The following is a 20,275-nucleotide window of genomic DNA, read 5'->3' on the forward strand; positions in this document are numbered from 1 at the left end:
TATGTATTACAAATTGAATTTTATTAAAAATTCAATATTTTTTCAATATTTAGTCATATTATGTAATGTTTTTAATATATTTGTAAAAATTTCATAGTTAGCATACGAATATATCACAATTCAACAATGTTTTCTGAAAATATTGAAAGTTTTTATCGAACAATTTATAATTTCCATAGAGGGAGTTTAATGGGGATTTTATCTTTGTTTCATCTACACAATATTTGATAATTCACTATATAAAACACAAAATCGGATTTCATTATCATGTATTCTGTAGCAGCAATTATGACCGATAATTAGGGAGGAATTACATTTGTACAAAGATAAGACAGACGCACTGGATCAAGAATGGATTGATTTAATACTTGAAGCTCTAGATGCTGGTATCGCCATGCAAGACATCGAGCAATTTTTCCAACGTATGAAGCCATCCAGTCAGGCTCAATAGGTTTGTTCTTTTTAACGAAGTTTATGTTATAATAATGACATCATAAGACAACTACATATTGATAGAAAGGTGCGCAAATATGATTGGAGAACGTATAAAACGCCTTCGTTTACAAAAAGGGATTTCATTAACTGAACTTGCCGAAAAAGCTGGCGTTGCTAAATCTTACATTAGTTCTATAGAACGAAATTTACAAAAAAACCCTTCCATTCAGTTTCTTGAAAAGATCGCAGCAGTTCTACAAATTCCAGTTGATACTTTACTTCATGATGAAACAACAAAGGAAACTAACCTAGACTCCGAATGGACACAACTCGTTAAAGATGCAATGAACTCTGGTGTCTCCAAAGAACAATTTCGTGAATTTCTTGAATTTACAAAGTGGAAGCAAAATCAAAAATAATAATAGAAAGAAGTGCTTACAACCAGCACTTCTTTTTCTTTATAAAAAAAAGCGGGAATACCCGCTTTTTTATTATTTTTCTTCCCCAGCTTCTTGGTTAGCATTGAATGTCCATTCTAAATTCAATGTATCACCTTGGAAGATATTTTGGTCTTTTCCATCATCTACAAATTCAAATTGTACCCATAGATAATCCTCTGTACCAGCTGCTAATCCACCCTTTTCTCCCCACTCAGGAGCAAAGATATCTTTAGCTAAAAGATCTGGATCAACTTTTTGTAAGTCTGCTAAAGTTGTTTCGTATACAGGCTCACTTTGTTTATCCCAGTTCCAAAGGAATTTTACTTTAACGTGCTTACCAAAGTCTTCACCAGCATTATCACCTTTTGCATCTTTAACAGTATACTTTGTTGCTAATTTAACGTCTTTAATAGTTAACGAACCGCTGTTTTGTAATAAGAACTCTTTCTTAACAGAATCCCCTGGTTTTAAATCTTTAATATCTACAAGCGTCTTAGGGTTTAATGTAAGGTCTAACGTCCCAGCTGCAAATGTATTGTTTGATACTTCTTTATCGCTAAAGAATGCAAATGTTCCTCCACCAATTAAAGCTAACCCCAATGCTGCTGATGCAACTCCCATACCTAATTTCTTTTTCAGACTCACAATCAATTCCCCCTAGCTTTTTTTTATATTTTTATCACTTATTTTTCAATAAGAGATGTAAAGAAAACTATATTAGCTTAGCTAATATGCGTTCTTTTTTAAAAACCTTATGTTCATTATAACGAACAACCCTATATAAACACAACACATATTTATTAATATTTTCAGTTATTTTTATTTCTCAATATCATTTAGACTTTTCAGAAAAAAACAATGATAATTTATAACTTTTTTCACACTCAAATCATTTAATACTATAAGAAAAAAGAAAAACAAAGAGGTGAGGGCTAACGTTCCCTCACACTCGTATAAATATTACTAGTCTTGCTTATTCGTTTACTCTCTCTTACACCACATTCTTGTTTTCCGGCTGTTTCACTAAAGCAGTTACTCCGCTTTCTTTTGCTCTTCTGCTTTCTTCTGTTCTTCTACTTTCTTCTGTTCTTCTGCTTTCTTCTGTTCTTCTGCTTTCTTCTGTTCTTCTGCTTTCTTCTGTTCTTCTGCTTTCTTCTGTTCTTCTACTTTCTTCTGTTCTTCTGCTTTCTTCTGTTCTTCTACTTTCTTCTGTTCTTCTGCTTTCTTCTGTTCTTCTGCTTCAATTGCAACGTTTAATTGTTGCTGAAGAGCCTGAATTTGCTCATCAATAGCTTTCAAGCTAATTTCTTTCTCAATATAGTCACGCTTCTCTTTGATACTGCGGAAGCCTTCATTTACATATATGGACACTTGCTGCATCGACTCATCTTTATTTACCTTTAATTCTTCTTGTATTTGATTGTAAGGAGCTTCTATTTCAGTATATACATTTTGCAGGGCTTCCTTCTCAGCAACAATTTTCTCACGCCCTTGTTGCCATACAGAAATCGCCTGTTTTATTTCTTCAATAGAAGTTGCTTTCGATTTTCCCTTCATCGTTCCATACTCACGCTCAATAAACTGTTTATGTTTCTCAGATTGCTCTTTTAACGTATTAACTGTTTTCGGAAATATAATTGCTGTAGAAAGCGTCGCTTCTACTTTCGTTTCATGAATGAACGCCGCTTCTGTATGCGTCATAATTTGAGATCCTAAATAAAACGTAATAGAACACATACACGGCAATATAAGCATCTTTTTAAAATTACGCGGTCTTTTCAGCATCTTAATCTCTCCCATCGAACATTACGTTCTTTATACAGAACATTATCTATATTATAGTAAAGAACTATTAAAATTGATAGACAAATACTAGAAAAATAGAAAAAGGGCTATCCATGTGATAGCCCTTTTTCTATTTTTCTTCACCTGCTGTTTGTTGTGCATCAAACGTCCAATTTAATTGTAACTTATCGCCTTGGAATTGATTTTGATCTTTTCCATTATCAACGAACTCGAATTTCACTTTGAATTTATCAGATTTACCTGCTGAAATACCTTTTTCATCCCAGAACCAAGCCGATAAATCATTATCTACAGCTGTAAGTGTGTCACCTTTTAATTTATCTAAAGTAGTTTGTTTCACAATTGTCTCATGCTTATCTACATTTTTTAAGAATGTTACTTTAATATGTTTACCAAAATCATCTTTATTGTCTTTCTTTACATCTTCTACATTATAATCTGTTTTCAGTAGAACCTTTTTAATATTTAAAGAGCCTTTATTTTCTAGTTTAAATTCTTTTTCAATTGTATCCCCAGGTTTTAAATTCGATACGTTAACAACTGTTGATGGATTTAATGCTAAATCCAGTGTTCCAGCCGCAAATGTATTATTTGACACTTCTTTATCACTGAAAAATGCAAATGTTCCTCCACCAACTAAAGCTGCTCCTAATACTGCTGATGTAATACCCATTCCTAATTTTTTCTTTAAAGTCATGTCCATATCCCCTTAATATATATTTGTTAACTTCCTAAACGGAAAGTATAACCAAACGAACTAGACGGATTGTTCTACTTTTTTATCTTTCTTTTCTCCGTCAATGCTACGAATAGCACCAAAAATAGAAATCGCGGAATACCCAAGTAAAAAGACTCCTGGAATAATAAGAAGCAATGCTGCTCCCGCTTTTGAATTCGCATAATTCAGTAAATAACCAACATACGGAACTGTAATATCTGCATACTTTCCAACTACATTTTCTGCAAGTACTGGCTCTAAATCTGGTCCGTTGTTGTTATCCCCTTTTGTTTCATACATTACTTTTCCATTTGTATCTTTCACACCGATAATACGGTGAGTGATAATTTTTTGATCTTTCTCTTTAAAGGTAATAACATCACCTTTTTGATATTTAGAACCATCTTTGTTTGGTTCTATTGCAATGATTGATCCTGTTAAAAACGTCGGCTCCATTGATCCTGAAAGAACGCTCTTAAATTGATATCCCATCACTGTCGGATCACCACCGCTTGCTTTTGAAGAAATAACTACAAAAGCTAAAAAAACCATCAATGCAAATAAAACAAATGAGATCGCGTTGCTAATTATCTTCCATATTAATTTCATCGTCTCTCTCCCTCTCCGTTGTTTTATATTATTTGAAGTATGCAATATCCACTTTGTTCTTTAACAAGAACACAAGTAAATGATATAACGAACTTTAAGTTATTGCAATAAGAAAATTTACAATTATTAGTTATTTAAAATATAGAAAAAAGACTGTGCCAAAATTTTACACAGTCTTTTTATTAGTAATTTATTTACCTTCTGATTTCATTCCTTTTGTATTTCGGCGCAACACTACATATAAAATTGCTCCAAATAATATAATCGCACCTATCCCAACACTTATTACTTTCACATTTGAGTCTTTTACTTCAGGCATAGTTGTATCTTTTTTAGGCATCGTAAAAGTGACATCTTCTGTTGAAAGAACATTTACCGTCGCAATTGTTTGATTATTTTTCGTAATATCAACTGCACCAACTACCTCACCACGATGTATTCCTTTATGATATAAAGATTCTTTATCTAATGAAGCCGCCCGGAAAATAGTTTTCACATTTTTCCCTTCATCTTTCTTAAGCATAAGCTCCGCACTTTGTTCCAACTCAGAATTAACATCTTTATTTAAATATGTTGTTTTTTGATGCCAATTATGTTTATCAAGCACCATTTGCTTCGTAAATTGACCGAAAGAATATTCCGCCATCTGCTTCAAATCTTCATAAATTTCAGGTCTTTGAGAAGCCATTACTACGCTTATAATACGATTTCCATCTTTCTCATTTAATAAAACAAGTGTATTACGTGCTTCATTCGTAAACCCTGTCTTACCGCCAATGCTATATGGATTTTCAAAAAAATTAGATTTATTAAAAATAGACACCGTCTGCCTAGACGTCGTAACTGTCGTTCTTTTCGTATTCATCGCTTGTAAAATTTCAGGATACTTTTGCACACCCTTCGTAATCATAGCCATATCATACGGCGTCGTATAATGGTTCGGATCATGCAATCCATTCGGTGTTACAAAGTGGCTATCTTTCGCCCCTAATTGCTTCGCTTTCTCATTCATCATATTAGCGAAATTCTCAACACTCCCGCCAATCCGCTCCGCAATCGCATACGACACATCATTCGCACTCAGCACCATTAAAATCATAAGCGCAGTATTTCTATTAATTGTCTCTCCAGGTTGAAACTCAATTTGATAATTACTCTTCTCTTGATCTAATGCTAATTGTGAAAATGTAAATTGATCCTCTGGCTTTGTATGCTCCATGAGTAAAATCGCTGTTAACACCTTCGTCGTACTAGCAGGAAATGCGCGGTGATATGCGTTTTTGTCATACAAAACATCTCCTGTTTTTGCATCAATTGTCGTTGCAAACTGACTAAAAACATTCGGTCCTTCCGCAGGTGGTGGTGCAACTTGTTCTGGATTTACTCCAATATTCGTCTCAGCACGCAATGTTATGGGCGTCAAAAAAAACGAACAAATAACTGTAATAAAAACCAAAATTTTCTTAAAATTTACCATATGACTCTCCCTTTTCCATTTACTCCTTAACAAAATAATAAATCTACCAATCATATGTAATTTGTATTATATTGGAAGAATTTTCACTATTTTTTACTATATCATACTTTTACGATAAAGAACATAAATATACAATAAAAATAAGAAGGAATTACTCTTTCTTATCCTTCTCATCAATCAACGAATCTATTAACTTTTGACTAGCTTCCTCGGGCGTAATCTCATCTGTTATTTCCATAAACGACCAACCTTTAGAATCAACCCACTCAACAAACTCTTGTAAAAATTCATCATGTGTAACATCCACATCAAGAATCGATCCATTAATCGAAATCGTTCTATTTTTAGACACGCGCATCTTGAACGTTTTTCTTACCATTACAACTTTTCTCCCTCTACTTCTGAATATTTATAAAGTGAAACTTTCATCAACCCTCACGAATCGGACTTTTACGGGCATTCCGACCCGAACCTAACTTCTTTACTTTTGCTGAATTTCGAAGTAAGGGATCTTACTGCCCGCAAATAGCGAGATAAAATAATCATGTATCTCTGTTATACATGATTTTCAGTAAATTGTAAAAAGGATATATTGGCCAATTGGCATATTGAAACTGAAAATCTATCATTCTGCAAAAATATCAAATGATATGTAATTGTTCATAAATGACTAAATAGATTCACATAAAAATAAAACAACTTACATTTTACCACACCAAATACAAATGACTTTCTTACAATGGAATGGAGTATACTAGAAGAAAACTTAAAATGAGGAGGAACCTCATGAAGCGTTGTACGTATTGTAAAACGAAGTGGACAATAAAAGATGTATGGGCAATACTCGTGACATTTGAAAAGGATTGTCCGTATTGTTTTATGAGACAATATCTATCAAAGAAAACGGTGAACGCTATGCCAGAACTTATAAGCTTACCTTTACATTTCTTACTCCCTTTTCTTGTTGATTTGAGTGCTGAAGGTCCTTTGGATTGGTATCGTAAATAATATAACCACTACATCCAAAGACTACTTTCTACTGAATTCGCTTCTCATCATTATTCCTTCATACATTACTAGCATAATCGCTTATACTTTCCCTTTTGAAGATTCTGTAGCTCAGCAGGAAGAGCGTCCCCTGAACAAGGTTTATCAATTATGACTTTAATAAACGATGATATATGCATACTGTTAAGCATAAAAAATTAGCATTAAGTTCCACTCAAATATTAATTGAAACCCAACACTCCATTTAATCTGTAATCTAGAATACAAGCAGTGTTTTTTATTATGCATTTTTGCATACAGTATTATTTTCTCTTGTAAATAGATAATAATGTTATATAATAAAACCAACGTTTTACCAATAAAAGGTAATAAGAAGTAGTGGAATAAGTAAATAACCAAAGCGTATTAACAGATTTGTTCTATGTAAATCATGATACATATATGGAATCAAAACTATGAAATTTTATGTAGTGATTAGATTACTACAAGATGAAAGATTCATAGCGAATACACTTAAGGAAAAAACGTTCCATTAGATTAATGTGATATCTATCGAACGAATTGAGAGTATACTTAGGGGGAATTTCAAGTGAAAACATTTGGTAAAGTATTATTAACTGGCGCATTAGCTTTAGGCGGTTTAACGGTTATGAACATTGAAACACCGAAGGCACATGCTGACGGAGCAAGCGAGTTCTGTCGTTATATTTGTGGTCCTAGCGAAACGTTAAATGGCTTCACAATTCAATTACACTCTACAGAGTATAGCTACGGCCAAAATATGATTGCAAAAATCACAAATGATAGAGCTGAAGATGTGCGCTATCGTGTAACTATTGAAAAGAAATGGGCAAGTGGCTGGGGTTACTATGAAACTGACTTCAATTTTGGCTCCGAATTACCAGCTGGAACAAACGAAGAATTTTACAATACAACTGGTTGGGGTGGACAACTTCCAGAAAACGGGGAATATCGTTACAAAGTTAAAATTACAAATGCTGACGGTTCTGTAGATACAATTTATACAGCTTCAATGACACTTACAGGAAGATAGCTCATGAACGAGCTCCATTATTTATACTTGTATTTTTGATGATATCATTGATAATTGCGGTGATATTATTATTAAACTAAGCTCTTCGGGGCTTATTTTTTTATATAAAAATTGGAATGATAACATTCAGAAAATTATACCTTTACACTATTGAAGTTTGTTGCTATTATAGGAATACATAAAATGTTACAATATTCAATAAATTATAAAAATTATCTTATTATACGAATGAAAACATATTGCTGGTCGTAATATTTATAGTTGGGATCCCGTAGCTCAGCAGGGAGAGCGCCACCTTGACAGGGTGGAGGTCGTGAGTTCGAGCCTCTCCGGGGTCATATAAAAAAGAGACACCATATCAACCTTCTACGTGATATGGTGTCTCTTTTTTATCTAATTCAATTACTTCCCACCAAACATCTTCTCCAAAGACTTTGCATTGGCAAACAATACTTCTTTCAAGTTATCGTCAGCAACGATTTTATAGTCGCCATCTTTGTCTTTCTTTAAGTTCAATGTAACTTCGCGAGTTGCCATTGCTGCATCTTTATCCGTTAAGTTTTTGATGATAGTTGAGGTCATTGTTTTTTCAATCGCTTTTTCAGATTGTTCTTTGTCTTCGCTAAATGCGCTAGCGAAGGCCATTGGCATAACTTCTCCCACTGCTTTTGTTACAGCAACGGATAGATCAGCAGATGTAATTTTCACTTTCACTTCTGCTTTGTCATCCTTTTTCGATACTTCTTCTAGCTTTTCAAATTTAAAGTTCTTTGTAATTGCACTTAGCATTGCTTTTGCCTCAGCATCATCTGTTTTTTCATTTAGTTTATTAAATTCCTTGTCACTCTCGACAAATGTACGAGCTTTTTCTACATCACCTTTTTGTATCGCTGTTAAAAATTCTTCTGTAGTATCTTTCGGATTTGCACACCCTGCTAAAACACCTGCTGTTAATCCTACTACCATCATTAATAGCAATAATCTCTTTACCTTTTGCACGCTCATTCTCCTCTTATCTTTTCTATTAAGTCAGCATCATACAATATTAAGAAACTGACATTACAAACATTTTTTAGTATAGCATTTATATGATTCATTTTCTATTAATTCCCAAAAGATAAAGGACCTTGCAGCATTCCTACAAGGTCCCTCTTCTATCAATCTGTATCCGTAGCACAAATGAACCACATTTTCTGCTCCCTACTACCCGCTACCATCCACACACTCCGATCAAAAATCATAAGTGACAGCCAAAGCCATATATTAATAGCAGCAAATAATAAATATAAAATGAAATCTCTCTTTTGTAGTGCCCCTCTATTCATCAAAATGTAAGCGGCACCGATAGGAGGAAAAAGACAAATATTTTTCTTAACGACTACGGATGCGGAGTTAGTGTCTGCATATGAACCTCCTTTTCATCATAATACTTGCTTCAACATCGGCCTCACTACCCTATATTCATCACTATAAGCTTCCTTTATGATTAAAGGCGGGTAATCACTTTTTTCTTCCTCAATCATTGTGAATACTTCTGTTTTCTCTTGTAATGTATTAGATTCTCTATTTTTAGTAGGTTTTTTACTTGTTTTAATTTTCTTTGTTACTTCGCCAAGTTTTTGCCCAACTTCTTCTACTTTGGCAGGTTCATTTGTAACATAGTATTCTTGTTCGTCCCATACTAATATAGGTGGCACTTGTTCTCTTTTGTTACATATTATATAAGTAGTACTAGCTACAAGTAGTATACAAGTTAATAAATAGAAGATAATTTTTTTATTCATATACTACACTCCTTATCTATCATTTCATTGGATTATATAACACAAGTTATTTCCATCAAATGGATTTAGCGGTAATTTTCAGGTTGAATAATAAAGAAAAACCTTACCGAAGTAAGGTTCCGTTTTTACATTCTATAGTGACTGATTAATTAATACGATCATTACAATAATTGCTATAAGCATAATAACTAAACAGCCGATTAATTTATAAAATCCTCGCTTCGTTAACGTCCCACCTTGAACGTCTTTACGAATAAATAAGAATACGGCTAAAAATAATACAAGCCCAATGCCAAAAGCATACATCATTTGCATATGTTAATCTTCCTTTCTCTCCTCCATCTTAATATCTTTTTGCTAAAACAACAAATGAGATAAAGACGGTACTCATTGTAAGTGCCATAAGTATATTCAATAATATAGAAGAAACTTTTTTAAATTTCAGCACGTCTATTTTGAAGCGAAACACGGAACACTGTAAATAACTGTTACTATATCTCCTCACTTCTTTTTTTAAAATTTAATATCTCCATATTTGTTTTATCCTTTTAAAATATTTCATTTATTTCTTTATTTCACGAAATACGTTATTTGTTTTACGGTGTTTTTCGTCATATTTATAGAAACTAACTGTTTATGGAGCATTTTTTATGTTTAGCAACTTTTTTTGTAGAAATCCTTCACTTTCCTTTTAATATTTAACACTATCTAAATAAAGTTTACGATAAATTCATAATTTTTTATTTTTTATACTATATTCCGTTATATTGTTGTATAATATCTATGAAAGCGCTTATTATTTCAATATACATAATTCAAACTATTTTTATCGAAACATTCTAACTATTGCACCTATATTTAAATGCAACAATTATAGCTATTAGTATAGGCATACCAAATATATCCACCCCATTTTTCTGTAAAATTACTTTATAACATGAAAGATTAACTTGGGTGATAAGTTATTGTGAATGTTTTTTTACAAAACAGATAAGTAATAGTGTTTGGTATTATGTAAATTATTGTAATAACATAAGGGTAAAGAAAACATTTACATTGATTACTGATTCATTACTTATTGAAAAAGAGCAAAATGCACCTTTGTATGGAAAAGGATTATATGCATTGGGAGGTTTAAACAAATGACGAGGAAGAATACAACGACAAACCCTTGGGCCAAGTTCCACGGTCCGAACCTTGGTTATGTTATTGAGCAGTATGATCTTTACGTAACTGGAGCAGGTTCTGTTGATCCGGAATTACAAGAGCTTTTTGAAATTTTTGGAGCTCCTTCGTTTCAAGATGATGTCGTAACAGGGGACAACACAGCAACACATTTTTCTCCTCAAAACACAGGTAACATTGAAAAAATTCTTAAAGTCGTTCAACTTGTTGAGCAGATTCGTTCTTTCGGGCACACGTTGGCTCACATCAACCCGATGGAAGATGCTGCAAATGGACAATCTCTTCTTGAGAAAGCAATGAACGAACTGAGCGATGCTGACTTGAAAGCGATTCCAGCGAAAACAGTATGGCCAGATGCACCAGAAGGTATTCACACTGCACTTGATGTAATTCATAGATTAAAAGACGTTTATACAAAATCTTTAGCTTATGAATTTTCTCATATACAAGATAGTGAAGAACGCGCGTGGTTGCATCAAATGGTGGAATCAAATTCATTGCGTCAACCACTATCAAATAAAAAACGAACTGCTCTTTTAAAACGTTTAACAGCTGTTGAAGGTTTCGAGCAATTCTTGCATAAAACATTCGTTGGGCAAAAACGTTTCTCTATCGAGGGCGTTGATATGCTTGTACCTGTTTTAGATGAAATTGTTCTAGAAGGTGCTAAGAACGGCGTAGAGGATGTCATGATTGGTATGGCTCACCGCGGTCGCCTAAGCGTACTTGCTCACGTATTAGAAAAACCATATAGCCACATGTTTGCTGAGTTCAAACATGCAAAAATAGAAGGCGCAGTGGCTAATTCTGGCTGGACTGGCGACGTGAAATACCACCTAGGTAGAGAACAAGTCGTTAGTAACGAAGAAGTTAGCACTCGCGTTACATTAGCAAATAACCCGAGTCATCTTGAGTTCGTGAATCCTGTAGTAGAAGGTTTCGCACGTGCGGCTCAAGAGAATCGTAAAAAATCTGGTCTTCCAGATCAAGATACTTCAAAATCATTCGTAATTTTAGTTCATGGTGATGCTGCATTCCCTGGTCAAGGTATTGTATCTGAGACACTCAACTTAAGCAGATTGAACGCGTACCAAACAGGCGGAACGATTCATGTTATCGCAAACAATGCAGTTGGTTTTACGACTGATAGCTATGATTCTCGTTCTACGAAATATTCAAGTGACCTTGCAAAAGGTTTCGATATTCCGATTGTTCACGTGAACGCTGATGATCCGGAAGCTTGTCTTGCAGCTGCTAACCTTGCGATTCAATATCGCATGTTGTTCAAAAAAGACTTCTTAATCGATTTAATCGGTTACCGCCGCTACGGTCATAACGAAATGGATGACCCGGCAGTTACGCAACCACAAGTGTACAAAAAAATTAAAAACCATCCAACTGTAAGAGCAATTTATGCAGATCAATTACAAGCTGCTGGTGTACTAAATGCAGATGAGGTTGAAACGATTACACAGTTTATACAAGAACAATTAAAGTCTGACTATGCACAAGTACCACCAGCTGATACGAGTGATGCAACAATTCACGTTAAAGTACCAGATGTTGTTGCAAAAGGTATTCAGTCAATTGATACTGGCGTTGAGATTGACTCACTTCGTGCAATTAATGAAGGTCTACTATCTTGGCCAGAAGGCTTTAACGTATATCCGAAAGTGAAGAAAATTCTTGAGCGCCGTAAAGATGCTCTTGAAGAGAACGGCAAAATTGAATGGGCACTTGCTGAATCATTAGCATTCGCTTCTATTTTACAAGAAGGTACGCCAATTCGTTTAACTGGTCAAGATTCACAGCGTGGTACATTCGCACACCGTCATATCGTATTACACGATACTGATACAAATGAAACATATTCACCATTACATCGCTTACCAAACATTAATGCTTCATTCTCTGTTCATAACAGTCCGTTATCAGAGGCTGCTGTTGTTGGTTACGAGTATGGTTATAACGTATTCGCTCCAGAAACTCTTGTTATGTGGGAAGCGCAATATGGTGACTTCTCAAATACTGCGCAAGCATTATTTGATCAATATGTTTCAGCAGGAAGAGCAAAATGGGGTCAAAAATCTGGCTTAGTTCTTCTATTACCACACGGTTATGAAGGTCAAGGACCAGAGCACTCTAGTGCACGTCCAGAGCGTTTCTTACAGTTAGCTGCTGAGAATAACTGGACAGTTGCAAACTTAACGAGTGCAGCTCAATACTTCCATATCCTGCGTCGTCAAGCATCTATCTTAGGAACGGAAGCTGTTCGACCATTAGTATTGATGACGCCGAAGAGTTTATTACGTCACCCACTTACGCTTTCAACTGCTAGTCAGTTAAGCGAAGGACGTTTCCAACCTGCTTTAGAACAAGAAAACCTTGGCATGAAACCAAATAAAGTAAAACGTCTTGTTTTAAGCACAGGTAAAATGGCGATTGACTTAGCAGCAGAAATCGAGTCTGGTAAACATGAGTACAACTTAGACGAAGTTCATGTCGTTCGTATTGAGCAATTGTACCCATTCCCTGCTGAGAAAGTTCAATCTATTATTAAACGCTTTAAAAACTTAGAAGAAATCATTTGGGTTCAAGAAGAACCTCGTAATATGGGCGCATGGCATTACATGGCTCCAATTCTGTTCGAACTTGCTGGAGATAAAGTGAAAACAGGCTACATTGGACGTCCTGATCGCTCTAGTCCATCTGGCGGCGATCCATTCGCTCACAAAGCTGAGCAAGAACTAATCGTTGCACATGCTTTAGATGTAAAGTATAACTTCCGTCAAGATAAACAAGAAATTGAAGTTTACAGCAACTAAAAAGTAACAATGAAGCTTTCTTGCTTGTTCCTTGGGCAGATATTCTGCCCAAGGCCAGGCTAACAAATGGAGATTACCGAAGACAAAAGAAGAAAAAACACACCGTTAGGCAAATAAGGGGAGGACATTTAAAATGATCGAAATTAAAGTACCTGAGCTTGCAGAATCTATTACTGAAGGAACTATTTCACAATGGCTTATCAACGTAGGCGACAAAGTTGAGAAAGGTGGCAGCGTTGTTGAGCTTGAAACTGATAAAGTCAATGTAGAAATCATTGCAGAAGATTCAGGTATTGTATCGAAGTTACTAGGCGAACCTGGGGATACAGTTGAAGTTGGCGCAACTATCGCAATTTTAGATGCTAATGGAGCACCAGTGGCTGAGCAACCAAAACAAGAAACGACTGAAGCACCGAAAGCTGCGGCACCAAATGCTGAGCAAACTGCAACACTACAAGGTTTACCAAATACAAACCGTCCTATCGCATCACCAGCTGCTAGAAAAATGGCTCGTGAATTAGGAATCGACTTAAACGACGTACGTAGCACAGATCCACTTGGACGCGTGAGACCACATGATGTACAAGCTCATGCTGCAGCACCAAAAGAAGCACCAGCTGCTCCAAAGAGTCCAGCTCCTGCTCCAGTTGCAAAAACTGAATTCGAAAAACCAGTTGAGCGCGTGAAAATGTCCCGCCGCCGTCAAACAATTGCAAAACGCCTTGTAGAAGTTCAACAAACATCTGCAATGTTAACAACATTTAACGAAGTTGATATGAGTGCGATCATGGAATTACGTAAAGAACGCAAAGATGCTTTCGAGAAAAAACATGATGTACGTCTTGGCTTCATGTCATTCTTCACAAAAGCAGTTGTTGCAGCATTAAAACAATTCCCATTATTAAATGCTGAAATTCAAGGTGACGAGCTTATCATTAAAAAATTCTATGATATCGGTATTGCAGTAGCAGCTCCAGATGGATTAGTTGTTCCAGTTGTACGCGATGCTAACCAATTAAACTTCGCTGAAATTGAAAGTGAAATTCGTGAATTAGGTAAAAAAGCACGTGACAACAAACTTTCATTAAAAGAACTACAAGGTGGTACATTTACAATTACAAACGGTGGTGTGTTCGGTTCTCTAATGTCAACACCGATCCTAAATAGCCCACAAGTTGGTATTTTAGGAATGCATAAAATCCAAGTACGCCCAGTTGCAATTGATAACGAGCGTATGGAAAACCGCCCAATGATGTACATTGCTTTATCTTACGATCACCGTATTGTTGATGGTAAAGAAGCAGTTAGCTTCCTTGTTGCTGTTAAAGATATGCTTGAAGATCCAAAGTCATTATTATTAGAAGGTTGATAGATTAAAAATCTATTAAAGGCTGTAGAATGAATCATTCTACAGCCTTTTTTTATTGTGTTCATACGGGACAAATTTCATGACATAAGGTAATAATGTATGCCTAAACGTAAGGAGGATTAAAATGAATAACCTTCCAATTCATGCAAAACTTAAAGTAAATAAGGATACTTTCTTCCTCCCCGATTCAAACGGGGGTGTCTATTTTCGAAATAACGCCAGTTCATTTCGTATGGACGGTGATGGAATTTATGACTGGATTGAAAAATTAATGCCAATGTTTAACGGGAATTATTCTTTAGCCGAAATAACCGATGGCCTCCCTCTCCCCTATCAAAACCGTGTATTTGAAATTGGAGAGATTTTATATGAAAATGGTTTCGTTCGTGATGCAAATCAAGATGCACCTCATGAATTAAACAGTACATTACTCGACAGATATGCTTCGCAAATTGAATTTTTAGAAGCTGATTCTCATTCAGGTGCTTTAAAATTCGAAACGTACCGCGGAGCAAATGTCCTTGTACTTGGTTCTGGGGATATGCTCACTTCCTTAGTTTCTTCTTTATTAGAATCTGGTTTACCTACATTTCATTACCTCGTTACAGATCGGGATGAAACAAACTATGACAGAATACATGAGCTAATAGAACGTGCATATGAAGTTGATAACAGTGTACTCCTTCAAGAAATCGATACTACAATTGACCGCCCCTTGCATGAAGTATTCGAACCTTTTGATTGGATTTTATATGTTTCTCAAAACGGAGACATCGACGGTTTAAAAACAGTTCACACTATTTGTAGAGAAACGAAAAAGAATTTCATACCAGCTATTTGTTTATCAACACTCGGTATAGCTGGACCTGTCGTAACAAAAAATCGTGATGAATGCTGGGAATCCGCATGGCATCGGCTACATGAAACGACTTTGCAAAATGAAAATTCATCGGATTCCTTCTCACCAATTACATCTGCCATGTTAGCAAATGTAATCGTTTTTGAATTGTTTAAACATGTCGCGGATGATTCATATCGTGAAAAAGAATCACAATTCTTTTTATTAAACTATGAAACACTTGAAGGAACGTGGCATCCTTTTATAAAACACCCTCTTGCAACTGATGAAAGTTTTACAATTGATACGATAGAAAATCTTTCTGAAAAACTTGAGCATCGGTATGGCCAACATACTTCAACTGATATATTCCGCTTTTTCGACTCATTAACTTCTAAAGAAACCGGTATATTCCATGTATGGGATGAACAAGATTCATATCAATTACCGTTATCACAATGCTATATTCAAGTAGCCAATCCATTATCAGATGGCCCAGCTCCCCTTCTGCCTCTTATGACTCGCAGTGGATTAACTCATAATGAAGCACGCCGAGAAGCTGGTTTAACAGGAATTGAAACATATGTAGCAGAAATCATTCACCGCCTTATTCCTGAACATAACGATATCGGTATCGGTGCTGGAGAAACGATGACAGAAGGATTTTACCGGGCACTACAACAACATTTAAACAATAAACTGTATGAGCGGCAGTCACATATGCTAGAGGAACTTACAACTGTTGATTTAACTGATATTCAAGATAAACATTGTAAATTTTATTACGATGCTCTCTCTACAATCCATGAAACACCTAAAATCGCAATGAGTGAAGAGATTCTCAGTTTTCCCGTCGTTTGGGTTGGTATAAATGATAGATGGTACGGTGCATCTAATATTAATATGACGTTAGCGTTACGAAACGCACTACAACTATCACTCTTTCACGTTCAAAATGAAGAAATTCCTTACAGAGCTAATATCTTGCCTGAATCCTCTATTATTTTATATGACACGGATTCTTTTAGAGTGGAAATACAAGCGGAAGAAGAAATTCCAAGTGTGCAATCTTTACAGCTTGCCTTACAGCATTTAGAAGAACATAATTTTTATCCCTTCGTGTTCGATTTAGCAATCGAACCATTTTTGAAAGAAAACCTAGACGGTGTGTATGGGGTATTAATTGCAAAGGAGGACGGTTTATGATTCAAAATATATTGCTTATAGGAGATGGCCTTCTTGCAGACTATGTACATGATCAATTATGCAAACAATATTCCATCATTCGTCAGCATACCCTTACAGAAGAACTTCCTGAAAATATTTATCTCGCTCTCGTATTACATGACGGATCTCCTTCTACTATTCATCATGACGCTGAGCTAATTTTTCGGTCAAATCATATTCCGTGGCTACGTGGTTTTACTTCATTTGGCGAAGGTATTATCGGTCCTTACATTCATCCTCTTACGCCCGGATGTTCCCATTGTTCTGATGGACGCCGTTTTATCGCTGGCTTTGATCAAAAAGAAATGTGGGAACTACAGCGGAAATATGCCTTTAAAGCAGATAATGTAACGAGACGTGATGTACGTGCCACCCAAAATGGAATGTTGCAAATGTGTCATCTTATTTGCGCAGAAACAGAAAAAATATTAACTCATAACCATTCTTCTTTAGAAAATGAACTTATTTTACTAAACTTACAAACATTACAATGTACGCGGCATTCTTTTCTTCCAGATCCTCTCTGTCCTGTATGTAGTAATTTACCTGATGATACTGCGGATGCGGCGGAAGTTTCTTTACAACCGAGTTTAAAAGTAAGCACCGAAACGTATCGCTGCCGTTCCATTCATGAATTAAGCACATTTTTAACGAGAGACTATTTAGATTATCGGGTCGGTATGTTGAACGGCAAAATGCAGCATTCTTTATTACCATTCGCTGACGTCATTATAAACATGCCATTAATGTTTGGAAATGAAGGTGTTGCAGGCCGAACTCATTCATTTGCAGTGAGTGAAGCAACTGCCATTTTAGAAGGTTTAGAACGATATTGCGGTATGTCGCCTCGTGGAAAAAAAACAAATGTGCACGGTAGTTTTCATGATTTAGAGGAACATGCACTAAATCCCCTCACACTCGGTGTACATACAAATGAACATTACAATCGTGATAATTTTCCATTTAAACCGTTTGATCCTGATTATAAGCAAAACTGGGTATGGGGATATTCTTTATCACAAAACAGACCGCTTTTAGTTCCTGAATCAATTGCTTATTATAGCCTCGGTCATCGTGATGCTTTCGTGTATGAAACATCAAATGGATGTGCAATTGGCGGTAGTTTAGAAGAAGCGATTTTTCACGGCATTTTAGAAATTGTAGAGCGTGATGCCTTCTTACTCACTTGGTATGCCAAATTACCTCTTCCCCGCCTTGATCTTAGTTCAGCAAATGATACAGAATTACAATTAATGATTCAGCGGTTACGTACGATTACCGGATATGAATTACACGCTTTTAACGCGACGATGGAACACGGCATTCCTAGCTTATGGGTAATTGCAAAAAATACGCGTGAAAATGGAATGAACGTTGTTTGTGCAGGAGGCGCTCATTTAGATCCTATTCGAGCCTTAAAAAGCGCCATTCAAGAAATAGCAGGCATGTTACTTATAACAGACGATGAGCTCGAGCACAAAAGAGAATACTACGAAAAATGCTTACAAGATCCTTATTTCGTTAATAAAATGGAAGACCATAGTATGCTGTATGGATTGAAAGAAACGGAAGAACGTCTTCACTTCCTTTTACGGGAAGATGCACCGGTGCAAACGTTCCAAGAAATGAATGTATCACAATCATTTGATATGGATTTAACATCCGATCTCCACCAACTTTTAAATCGTTTGCATCAATCTAATCTTGAAATAATCGTTGTAGATCAAACCGTTCCCCTCATAGAAAAGAATGGATTACATTGTGTAAAAGTTATTATTCCAGGCATGCTACCGATGACGTTTGGTCACCATCTTACTCGAGTTACAGGACTGGACCGGGTATATACCGTACCGATGACACTTGGATATACAGACGAACCTTTAACGAATGAAAGATTAAATCCACATCCACATCCGTTTCCATAGTAAAGGAGGGATTTCATGCAGCTAGATACTTTTTTACATCATCTCCATTTCTCTATTGACGAAATTATGCCGAATCATGAGGTGGACTGGAAAGACGCACCGCTTCCTTATAAATTATATCGAAATGTTCCTACCATCCCGCTCTCCTTAGAAATCCCATTATCTTTATCGAACTCTTCTACTACACCTACTTTAGATGAGATTGGTCACTACCTTTGGTATTCATTTGGTGTAACACAATTATGTCAGCTAAATAGCGAGAGAAATGTATTACGTAGATCCATTCCTTCAGGCGGTGCCTTATACCCGAATGAATTGTATATCTATTTAAAGATTGACGATTATCCAGACGGCATTTACCATTATGACGCCGCGCATCACCGACTTATTTTACTTCGCGAAGGAAATTTCGATTCTTATTTGGCAGACGCACTCGGTAATCGCTGTAATATACATGATTGTTTCGGTGCTGCATTCGTATCCACTATGTTTTGGAAAAACTTCTTTAAATACAATAACTTTTCATATCGACTTCAAGGATTAGATAGCGGGGTTCTCATTGGACAATTGCTAGAATGTGCAAAACAGTTCGGTTATACGAACGGCGTATACTTTCAATTTCTAGACCGTGCACTGAACCATTTACTCGGATTGTCAGAAGGTGAAGAAAGTGTGTATGCCGTTATTCCTTTAAGTACAGAACCAGAAACTAATTGGTTTCACAATAATTACCGTGAAAATAAAATAGTTACTTCTCATGAGTTGTTGCAACAAATTCCGCCGCTCGCACATGAACATTTCGTTCGCTCAAAACATGTAGGTGAATATCCGATGATAACAAAAATAAATGAAGCTTCTATGATCGAATCGACAGCACACTTCCAAACGCTACATCATGAAGAGCACTATCAACATAATACGTACGCTGTACAGCTACCGAAAGTAGAACGGTTATCGTATGATTTCCTACAACTTTGTAAAAAACGATATTCTCCTGATGCGGACTTTATTTTAACGAAATGGGATGCAGCCGAGCTCGCTACTTTACTACAAGAAGCGAGCCTCTCCTTCCCCTATTACAACGACCTTGACGGTAAGTATACAAATGAAAATGCACGCGTCTCCTTATATGGATGTTTTTATAACGTGAAAAATATTGAAAACGGAGCTTACGCTTATAACAGTAAAACACATTCCATACAACCAATTCGATATGGAGACCTTCGCTACCCACTTCAGTCTAGTATGACGATGGATAACGTAAACCTTTTTCAAGTACCACTTTGCTTACATGTAGTCGGAAAGAAAGATTATTATACAAATGCACTAGGCTATAGAGGGTACCGTATTCATCAAATGGAAGCAGGTATACTCGTTCATAAACTCGTTTTTGCAGCGACCGCGATGGGGATGGGCGGGCATCCTTTACTTAGTTTTGATACAAATTCATGTGATCAATTGTATGGAATAGATGCTGGGAATGAAACATCTCTTATTCAAGTTCCAGTCGGGGCATATCGGGCGCGGAATTGGTTAAAAGGGGCTTTGCATAGTTAAAAGCACGCCGATGGACGG

General features: G+C 36.0%; 19 protein-coding genes, 1 tRNA gene and 1 pseudogene. 10 read left to right on the forward strand and 11 right to left on the reverse strand.

All coding sequences use genetic code 11. The features are described from left to right. Nucleotides 1–316: 316 nt before the first annotated feature. Both D1166_RS00705 and D1166_RS00710 read left to right on the forward strand, forming a co-directional pair. The gene (locus D1166_RS00705) at nt 317–451 is read left to right on the forward strand and encodes an anti-repressor SinI family protein (protein ID WP_000276219.1); all 135 of its coding nucleotides are present in this window, start codon (nt 317–319) and stop codon (nt 449–451) included. Nucleotides 452–530: 79 nt separating this feature from the next. Continuing rightward, nucleotides 531–854 carry a helix-turn-helix domain-containing protein gene (locus D1166_RS00710; RefSeq protein ID WP_000578885.1) on the forward strand — a complete coding sequence of 108 codons (324 nt, stop codon included), beginning with the start codon at nt 531–533 and terminating at the stop codon, nt 852–854. Nucleotides 855–926: 72 nt separating this feature from the next. Here the strand turns inward: D1166_RS00710 and calY are convergent, their stop codons facing one another. The 6 genes from calY to D1166_RS00740 form a co-directional block, all read right to left on the reverse strand. Next, nucleotides 927–1,520 (reverse strand): biofilm matrix protein CalY, encoded by a 594-nt coding sequence (calY, locus tag D1166_RS00715; protein ID WP_000053713.1) that lies wholly within the window; start codon nt 1,518–1,520, stop codon nt 927–929. A gap of 387 nt (nt 1,521–1,907) precedes the next feature. Then, on the reverse strand, nt 1,908–2,675 hold the full coding sequence (locus D1166_RS00720) for a DUF4047 domain-containing protein (RefSeq protein WP_118043226.1): 768 nt from the start codon (nt 2,673–2,675) through the stop codon (nt 1,908–1,910). Nucleotides 2,676–2,790: 115 nt separating this feature from the next. Then, nucleotides 2,791–3,378, reverse strand: a complete 588-nt coding sequence (locus D1166_RS00725; RefSeq protein ID WP_097855594.1) for a CalY family protein — start codon at nt 3,376–3,378, stop codon at nt 2,791–2,793. A gap of 60 nt (nt 3,379–3,438) precedes the next feature. Further along, the gene (gene sipW, locus D1166_RS00730; RefSeq protein ID WP_000767792.1) at nt 3,439–4,008 is read right to left on the reverse strand and encodes a signal peptidase I SipW; all 570 of its coding nucleotides are present in this window, start codon (nt 4,006–4,008) and stop codon (nt 3,439–3,441) included. 190 nt (nt 4,009–4,198) lie between these two features. Further along, nucleotides 4,199–5,485 carry a D-alanyl-D-alanine carboxypeptidase family protein gene (locus D1166_RS00735; protein WP_000247029.1) on the reverse strand — a complete coding sequence of 429 codons (1,287 nt, stop codon included), beginning with the start codon at nt 5,483–5,485 and terminating at the stop codon, nt 4,199–4,201. Nucleotides 5,486–5,636: 151 nt separating this feature from the next. Continuing rightward, the gene (locus tag D1166_RS00740; protein ID WP_118043227.1) at nt 5,637–5,864 is read right to left on the reverse strand and encodes a hypothetical protein; all 228 of its coding nucleotides are present in this window, start codon (nt 5,862–5,864) and stop codon (nt 5,637–5,639) included. A gap of 407 nt (nt 5,865–6,271) precedes the next feature. Between D1166_RS00740 and D1166_RS00750 the strand changes: the two genes are divergently transcribed. The 3 genes from D1166_RS00750 to D1166_RS00760 all read left to right on the forward strand — a co-directional run bounded on the left by D1166_RS00750 (nt 6,272) and on the right by D1166_RS00760 (nt 7,885). Next, nucleotides 6,272–6,493: a hypothetical protein gene (locus D1166_RS00750; RefSeq protein ID WP_000817344.1), complete on the forward strand. Its 222-nt coding sequence runs from the start codon at nt 6,272–6,274 to the stop codon at nt 6,491–6,493. Between the two features lie 589 nt (nt 6,494–7,082). Then, complete coding sequence (locus D1166_RS00755) at nt 7,083–7,547, forward strand: hypothetical protein (protein ID WP_097855593.1); 465 nt, start codon at nt 7,083–7,085, stop codon at nt 7,545–7,547. Nucleotides 7,548–7,812: 265 nt separating this feature from the next. Continuing rightward, nucleotides 7,813–7,885 (forward strand) — tRNA-Val (locus D1166_RS00760). A gap of 64 nt (nt 7,886–7,949) precedes the next feature. Here the strand turns inward: D1166_RS00760 and D1166_RS00765 are convergent. The 5 genes and pseudogenes from D1166_RS00765 to D1166_RS32250 all read right to left on the reverse strand — a co-directional run. Continuing rightward, nucleotides 7,950–8,552, reverse strand: a complete 603-nt coding sequence (locus tag D1166_RS00765; protein WP_074626120.1) for a DUF4878 domain-containing protein — start codon at nt 8,550–8,552, stop codon at nt 7,950–7,952. A gap of 152 nt (nt 8,553–8,704) precedes the next feature. Then, nucleotides 8,705–8,875, reverse strand: coding sequence for a hypothetical protein (locus tag D1166_RS31110; protein WP_165851653.1), 171 nt, complete (start codon nt 8,873–8,875; stop codon nt 8,705–8,707). Between the two features lie 93 nt (nt 8,876–8,968). After that, nucleotides 8,969–9,331: a hypothetical protein gene (locus D1166_RS00770; RefSeq protein ID WP_097855592.1), complete on the reverse strand. Its 363-nt coding sequence runs from the start codon at nt 9,329–9,331 to the stop codon at nt 8,969–8,971. Nucleotides 9,332–9,463: 132 nt separating this feature from the next. Continuing rightward, the gene (locus D1166_RS00775; protein WP_097855591.1) at nt 9,464–9,646 is read right to left on the reverse strand and encodes a DUF3976 domain-containing protein; all 183 of its coding nucleotides are present in this window, start codon (nt 9,644–9,646) and stop codon (nt 9,464–9,466) included. 28 nt (nt 9,647–9,674) lie between these two features. Beyond that, a pseudogene (locus D1166_RS32250) lies at nt 9,675–9,749 on the reverse strand (permease); the annotation flags it as partial. 724 nt (nt 9,750–10,473) lie between these two features. Here D1166_RS32250 and odhA point away from each other — a divergent pair. The 5 genes from odhA to D1166_RS00800 all read left to right on the forward strand — a co-directional run bounded on the left by odhA (nt 10,474) and on the right by D1166_RS00800 (nt 20,257). Further along, on the forward strand, nt 10,474–13,341 hold the full coding sequence (gene odhA, locus D1166_RS00780) for a 2-oxoglutarate dehydrogenase E1 component (protein ID WP_000197124.1): 2,868 nt from the start codon (nt 10,474–10,476) through the stop codon (nt 13,339–13,341). A 133-nt stretch (nt 13,342–13,474) separates the two neighbouring features. Next, on the forward strand, nt 13,475–14,710 hold the full coding sequence (gene odhB, locus D1166_RS00785) for a 2-oxoglutarate dehydrogenase complex dihydrolipoyllysine-residue succinyltransferase (RefSeq protein WP_097855590.1): 1,236 nt from the start codon (nt 13,475–13,477) through the stop codon (nt 14,708–14,710). Between the two features lie 124 nt (nt 14,711–14,834). Beyond that, nucleotides 14,835–16,754: a putative thiazole-containing bacteriocin maturation protein gene (locus tag D1166_RS00790; RefSeq protein WP_097861708.1), complete on the forward strand. Its 1,920-nt coding sequence runs from the start codon at nt 14,835–14,837 to the stop codon at nt 16,752–16,754. Then, entirely contained in the window at nt 16,751–18,700 is a 1,950-nt protein-coding gene (locus tag D1166_RS00795) for a TOMM precursor leader peptide-binding protein (protein ID WP_097861707.1), read from the forward strand. Before D1166_RS00790 ends, D1166_RS00795 begins: the two co-directional genes overlap by 4 nt. A 15-nt stretch (nt 18,701–18,715) precedes the next feature. Further along, nucleotides 18,716–20,257, forward strand: a complete 1,542-nt coding sequence (locus D1166_RS00800; RefSeq protein ID WP_097855588.1) for a SagB family peptide dehydrogenase — start codon at nt 18,716–18,718, stop codon at nt 20,255–20,257. The last annotated feature ends 18 nt before the right edge of the window (nt 20,258–20,275 follow it).

Source organism: Bacillus sp. ISO11, assembly GCF_003458115.1.
Taxonomy (GTDB): domain Bacteria; phylum Bacillota; class Bacilli; order Bacillales; family Bacillaceae_G; genus Bacillus_A; species Bacillus_A cereus.

What these genes read in the sequence shown, in the direction of transcription:
- D1166_RS00720 (WP_118043226.1), bottom strand. Translation starts at nt 2,675, where the DNA reads ATGGGAGAGATTAAGATGCTGAAAAGACCGCGTAATTTTAAAAAGATG.
- D1166_RS00725 (WP_097855594.1), bottom strand. Translation starts at nt 3,378, where the DNA reads ATGACTTTAAAGAAAAAATTAGGAATGGGTATTACATCAGCAGTATTA.
- D1166_RS00775 (WP_097855591.1), bottom strand. Translation starts at nt 9,646, where the DNA reads ATGCAAATGATGTATGCTTTTGGCATTGGGCTTGTATTATTTTTAGCC.
- odhA (WP_000197124.1), top strand. Translation starts at nt 10,474, where the DNA reads ATGACGAGGAAGAATACAACGACAAACCCTTGGGCCAAGTTCCACGGT.
- D1166_RS00770 (WP_097855592.1), bottom strand. Translation starts at nt 9,331, where the DNA reads ATGAATAAAAAAATTATCTTCTATTTATTAACTTGTATACTACTTGTA.
- D1166_RS00800 (WP_097855588.1), top strand. Translation starts at nt 18,716, where the DNA reads ATGCAGCTAGATACTTTTTTACATCATCTCCATTTCTCTATTGACGAA.
- odhB (WP_097855590.1), top strand. Translation starts at nt 13,475, where the DNA reads ATGATCGAAATTAAAGTACCTGAGCTTGCAGAATCTATTACTGAAGGA.
- D1166_RS00765 (WP_074626120.1), bottom strand. Translation starts at nt 8,552, where the DNA reads ATGAGCGTGCAAAAGGTAAAGAGATTATTGCTATTAATGATGGTAGTA.
- D1166_RS00710 (WP_000578885.1), top strand. Translation starts at nt 531, where the DNA reads ATGATTGGAGAACGTATAAAACGCCTTCGTTTACAAAAAGGGATTTCA.
- D1166_RS00750 (WP_000817344.1), top strand. Translation starts at nt 6,272, where the DNA reads ATGAAGCGTTGTACGTATTGTAAAACGAAGTGGACAATAAAAGATGTA.
- D1166_RS00735 (WP_000247029.1), bottom strand. Translation starts at nt 5,485, where the DNA reads ATGGTAAATTTTAAGAAAATTTTGGTTTTTATTACAGTTATTTGTTCG.
- sipW (WP_000767792.1), bottom strand. Translation starts at nt 4,008, where the DNA reads ATGAAATTAATATGGAAGATAATTAGCAACGCGATCTCATTTGTTTTA.
- D1166_RS00795 (WP_097861707.1), top strand. Translation starts at nt 16,751, where the DNA reads ATGATTCAAAATATATTGCTTATAGGAGATGGCCTTCTTGCAGACTAT.
- D1166_RS00740 (WP_118043227.1), bottom strand. Translation starts at nt 5,864, where the DNA reads ATGGTAAGAAAAACGTTCAAGATGCGCGTGTCTAAAAATAGAACGATT.
- D1166_RS00790 (WP_097861708.1), top strand. Translation starts at nt 14,835, where the DNA reads ATGAATAACCTTCCAATTCATGCAAAACTTAAAGTAAATAAGGATACT.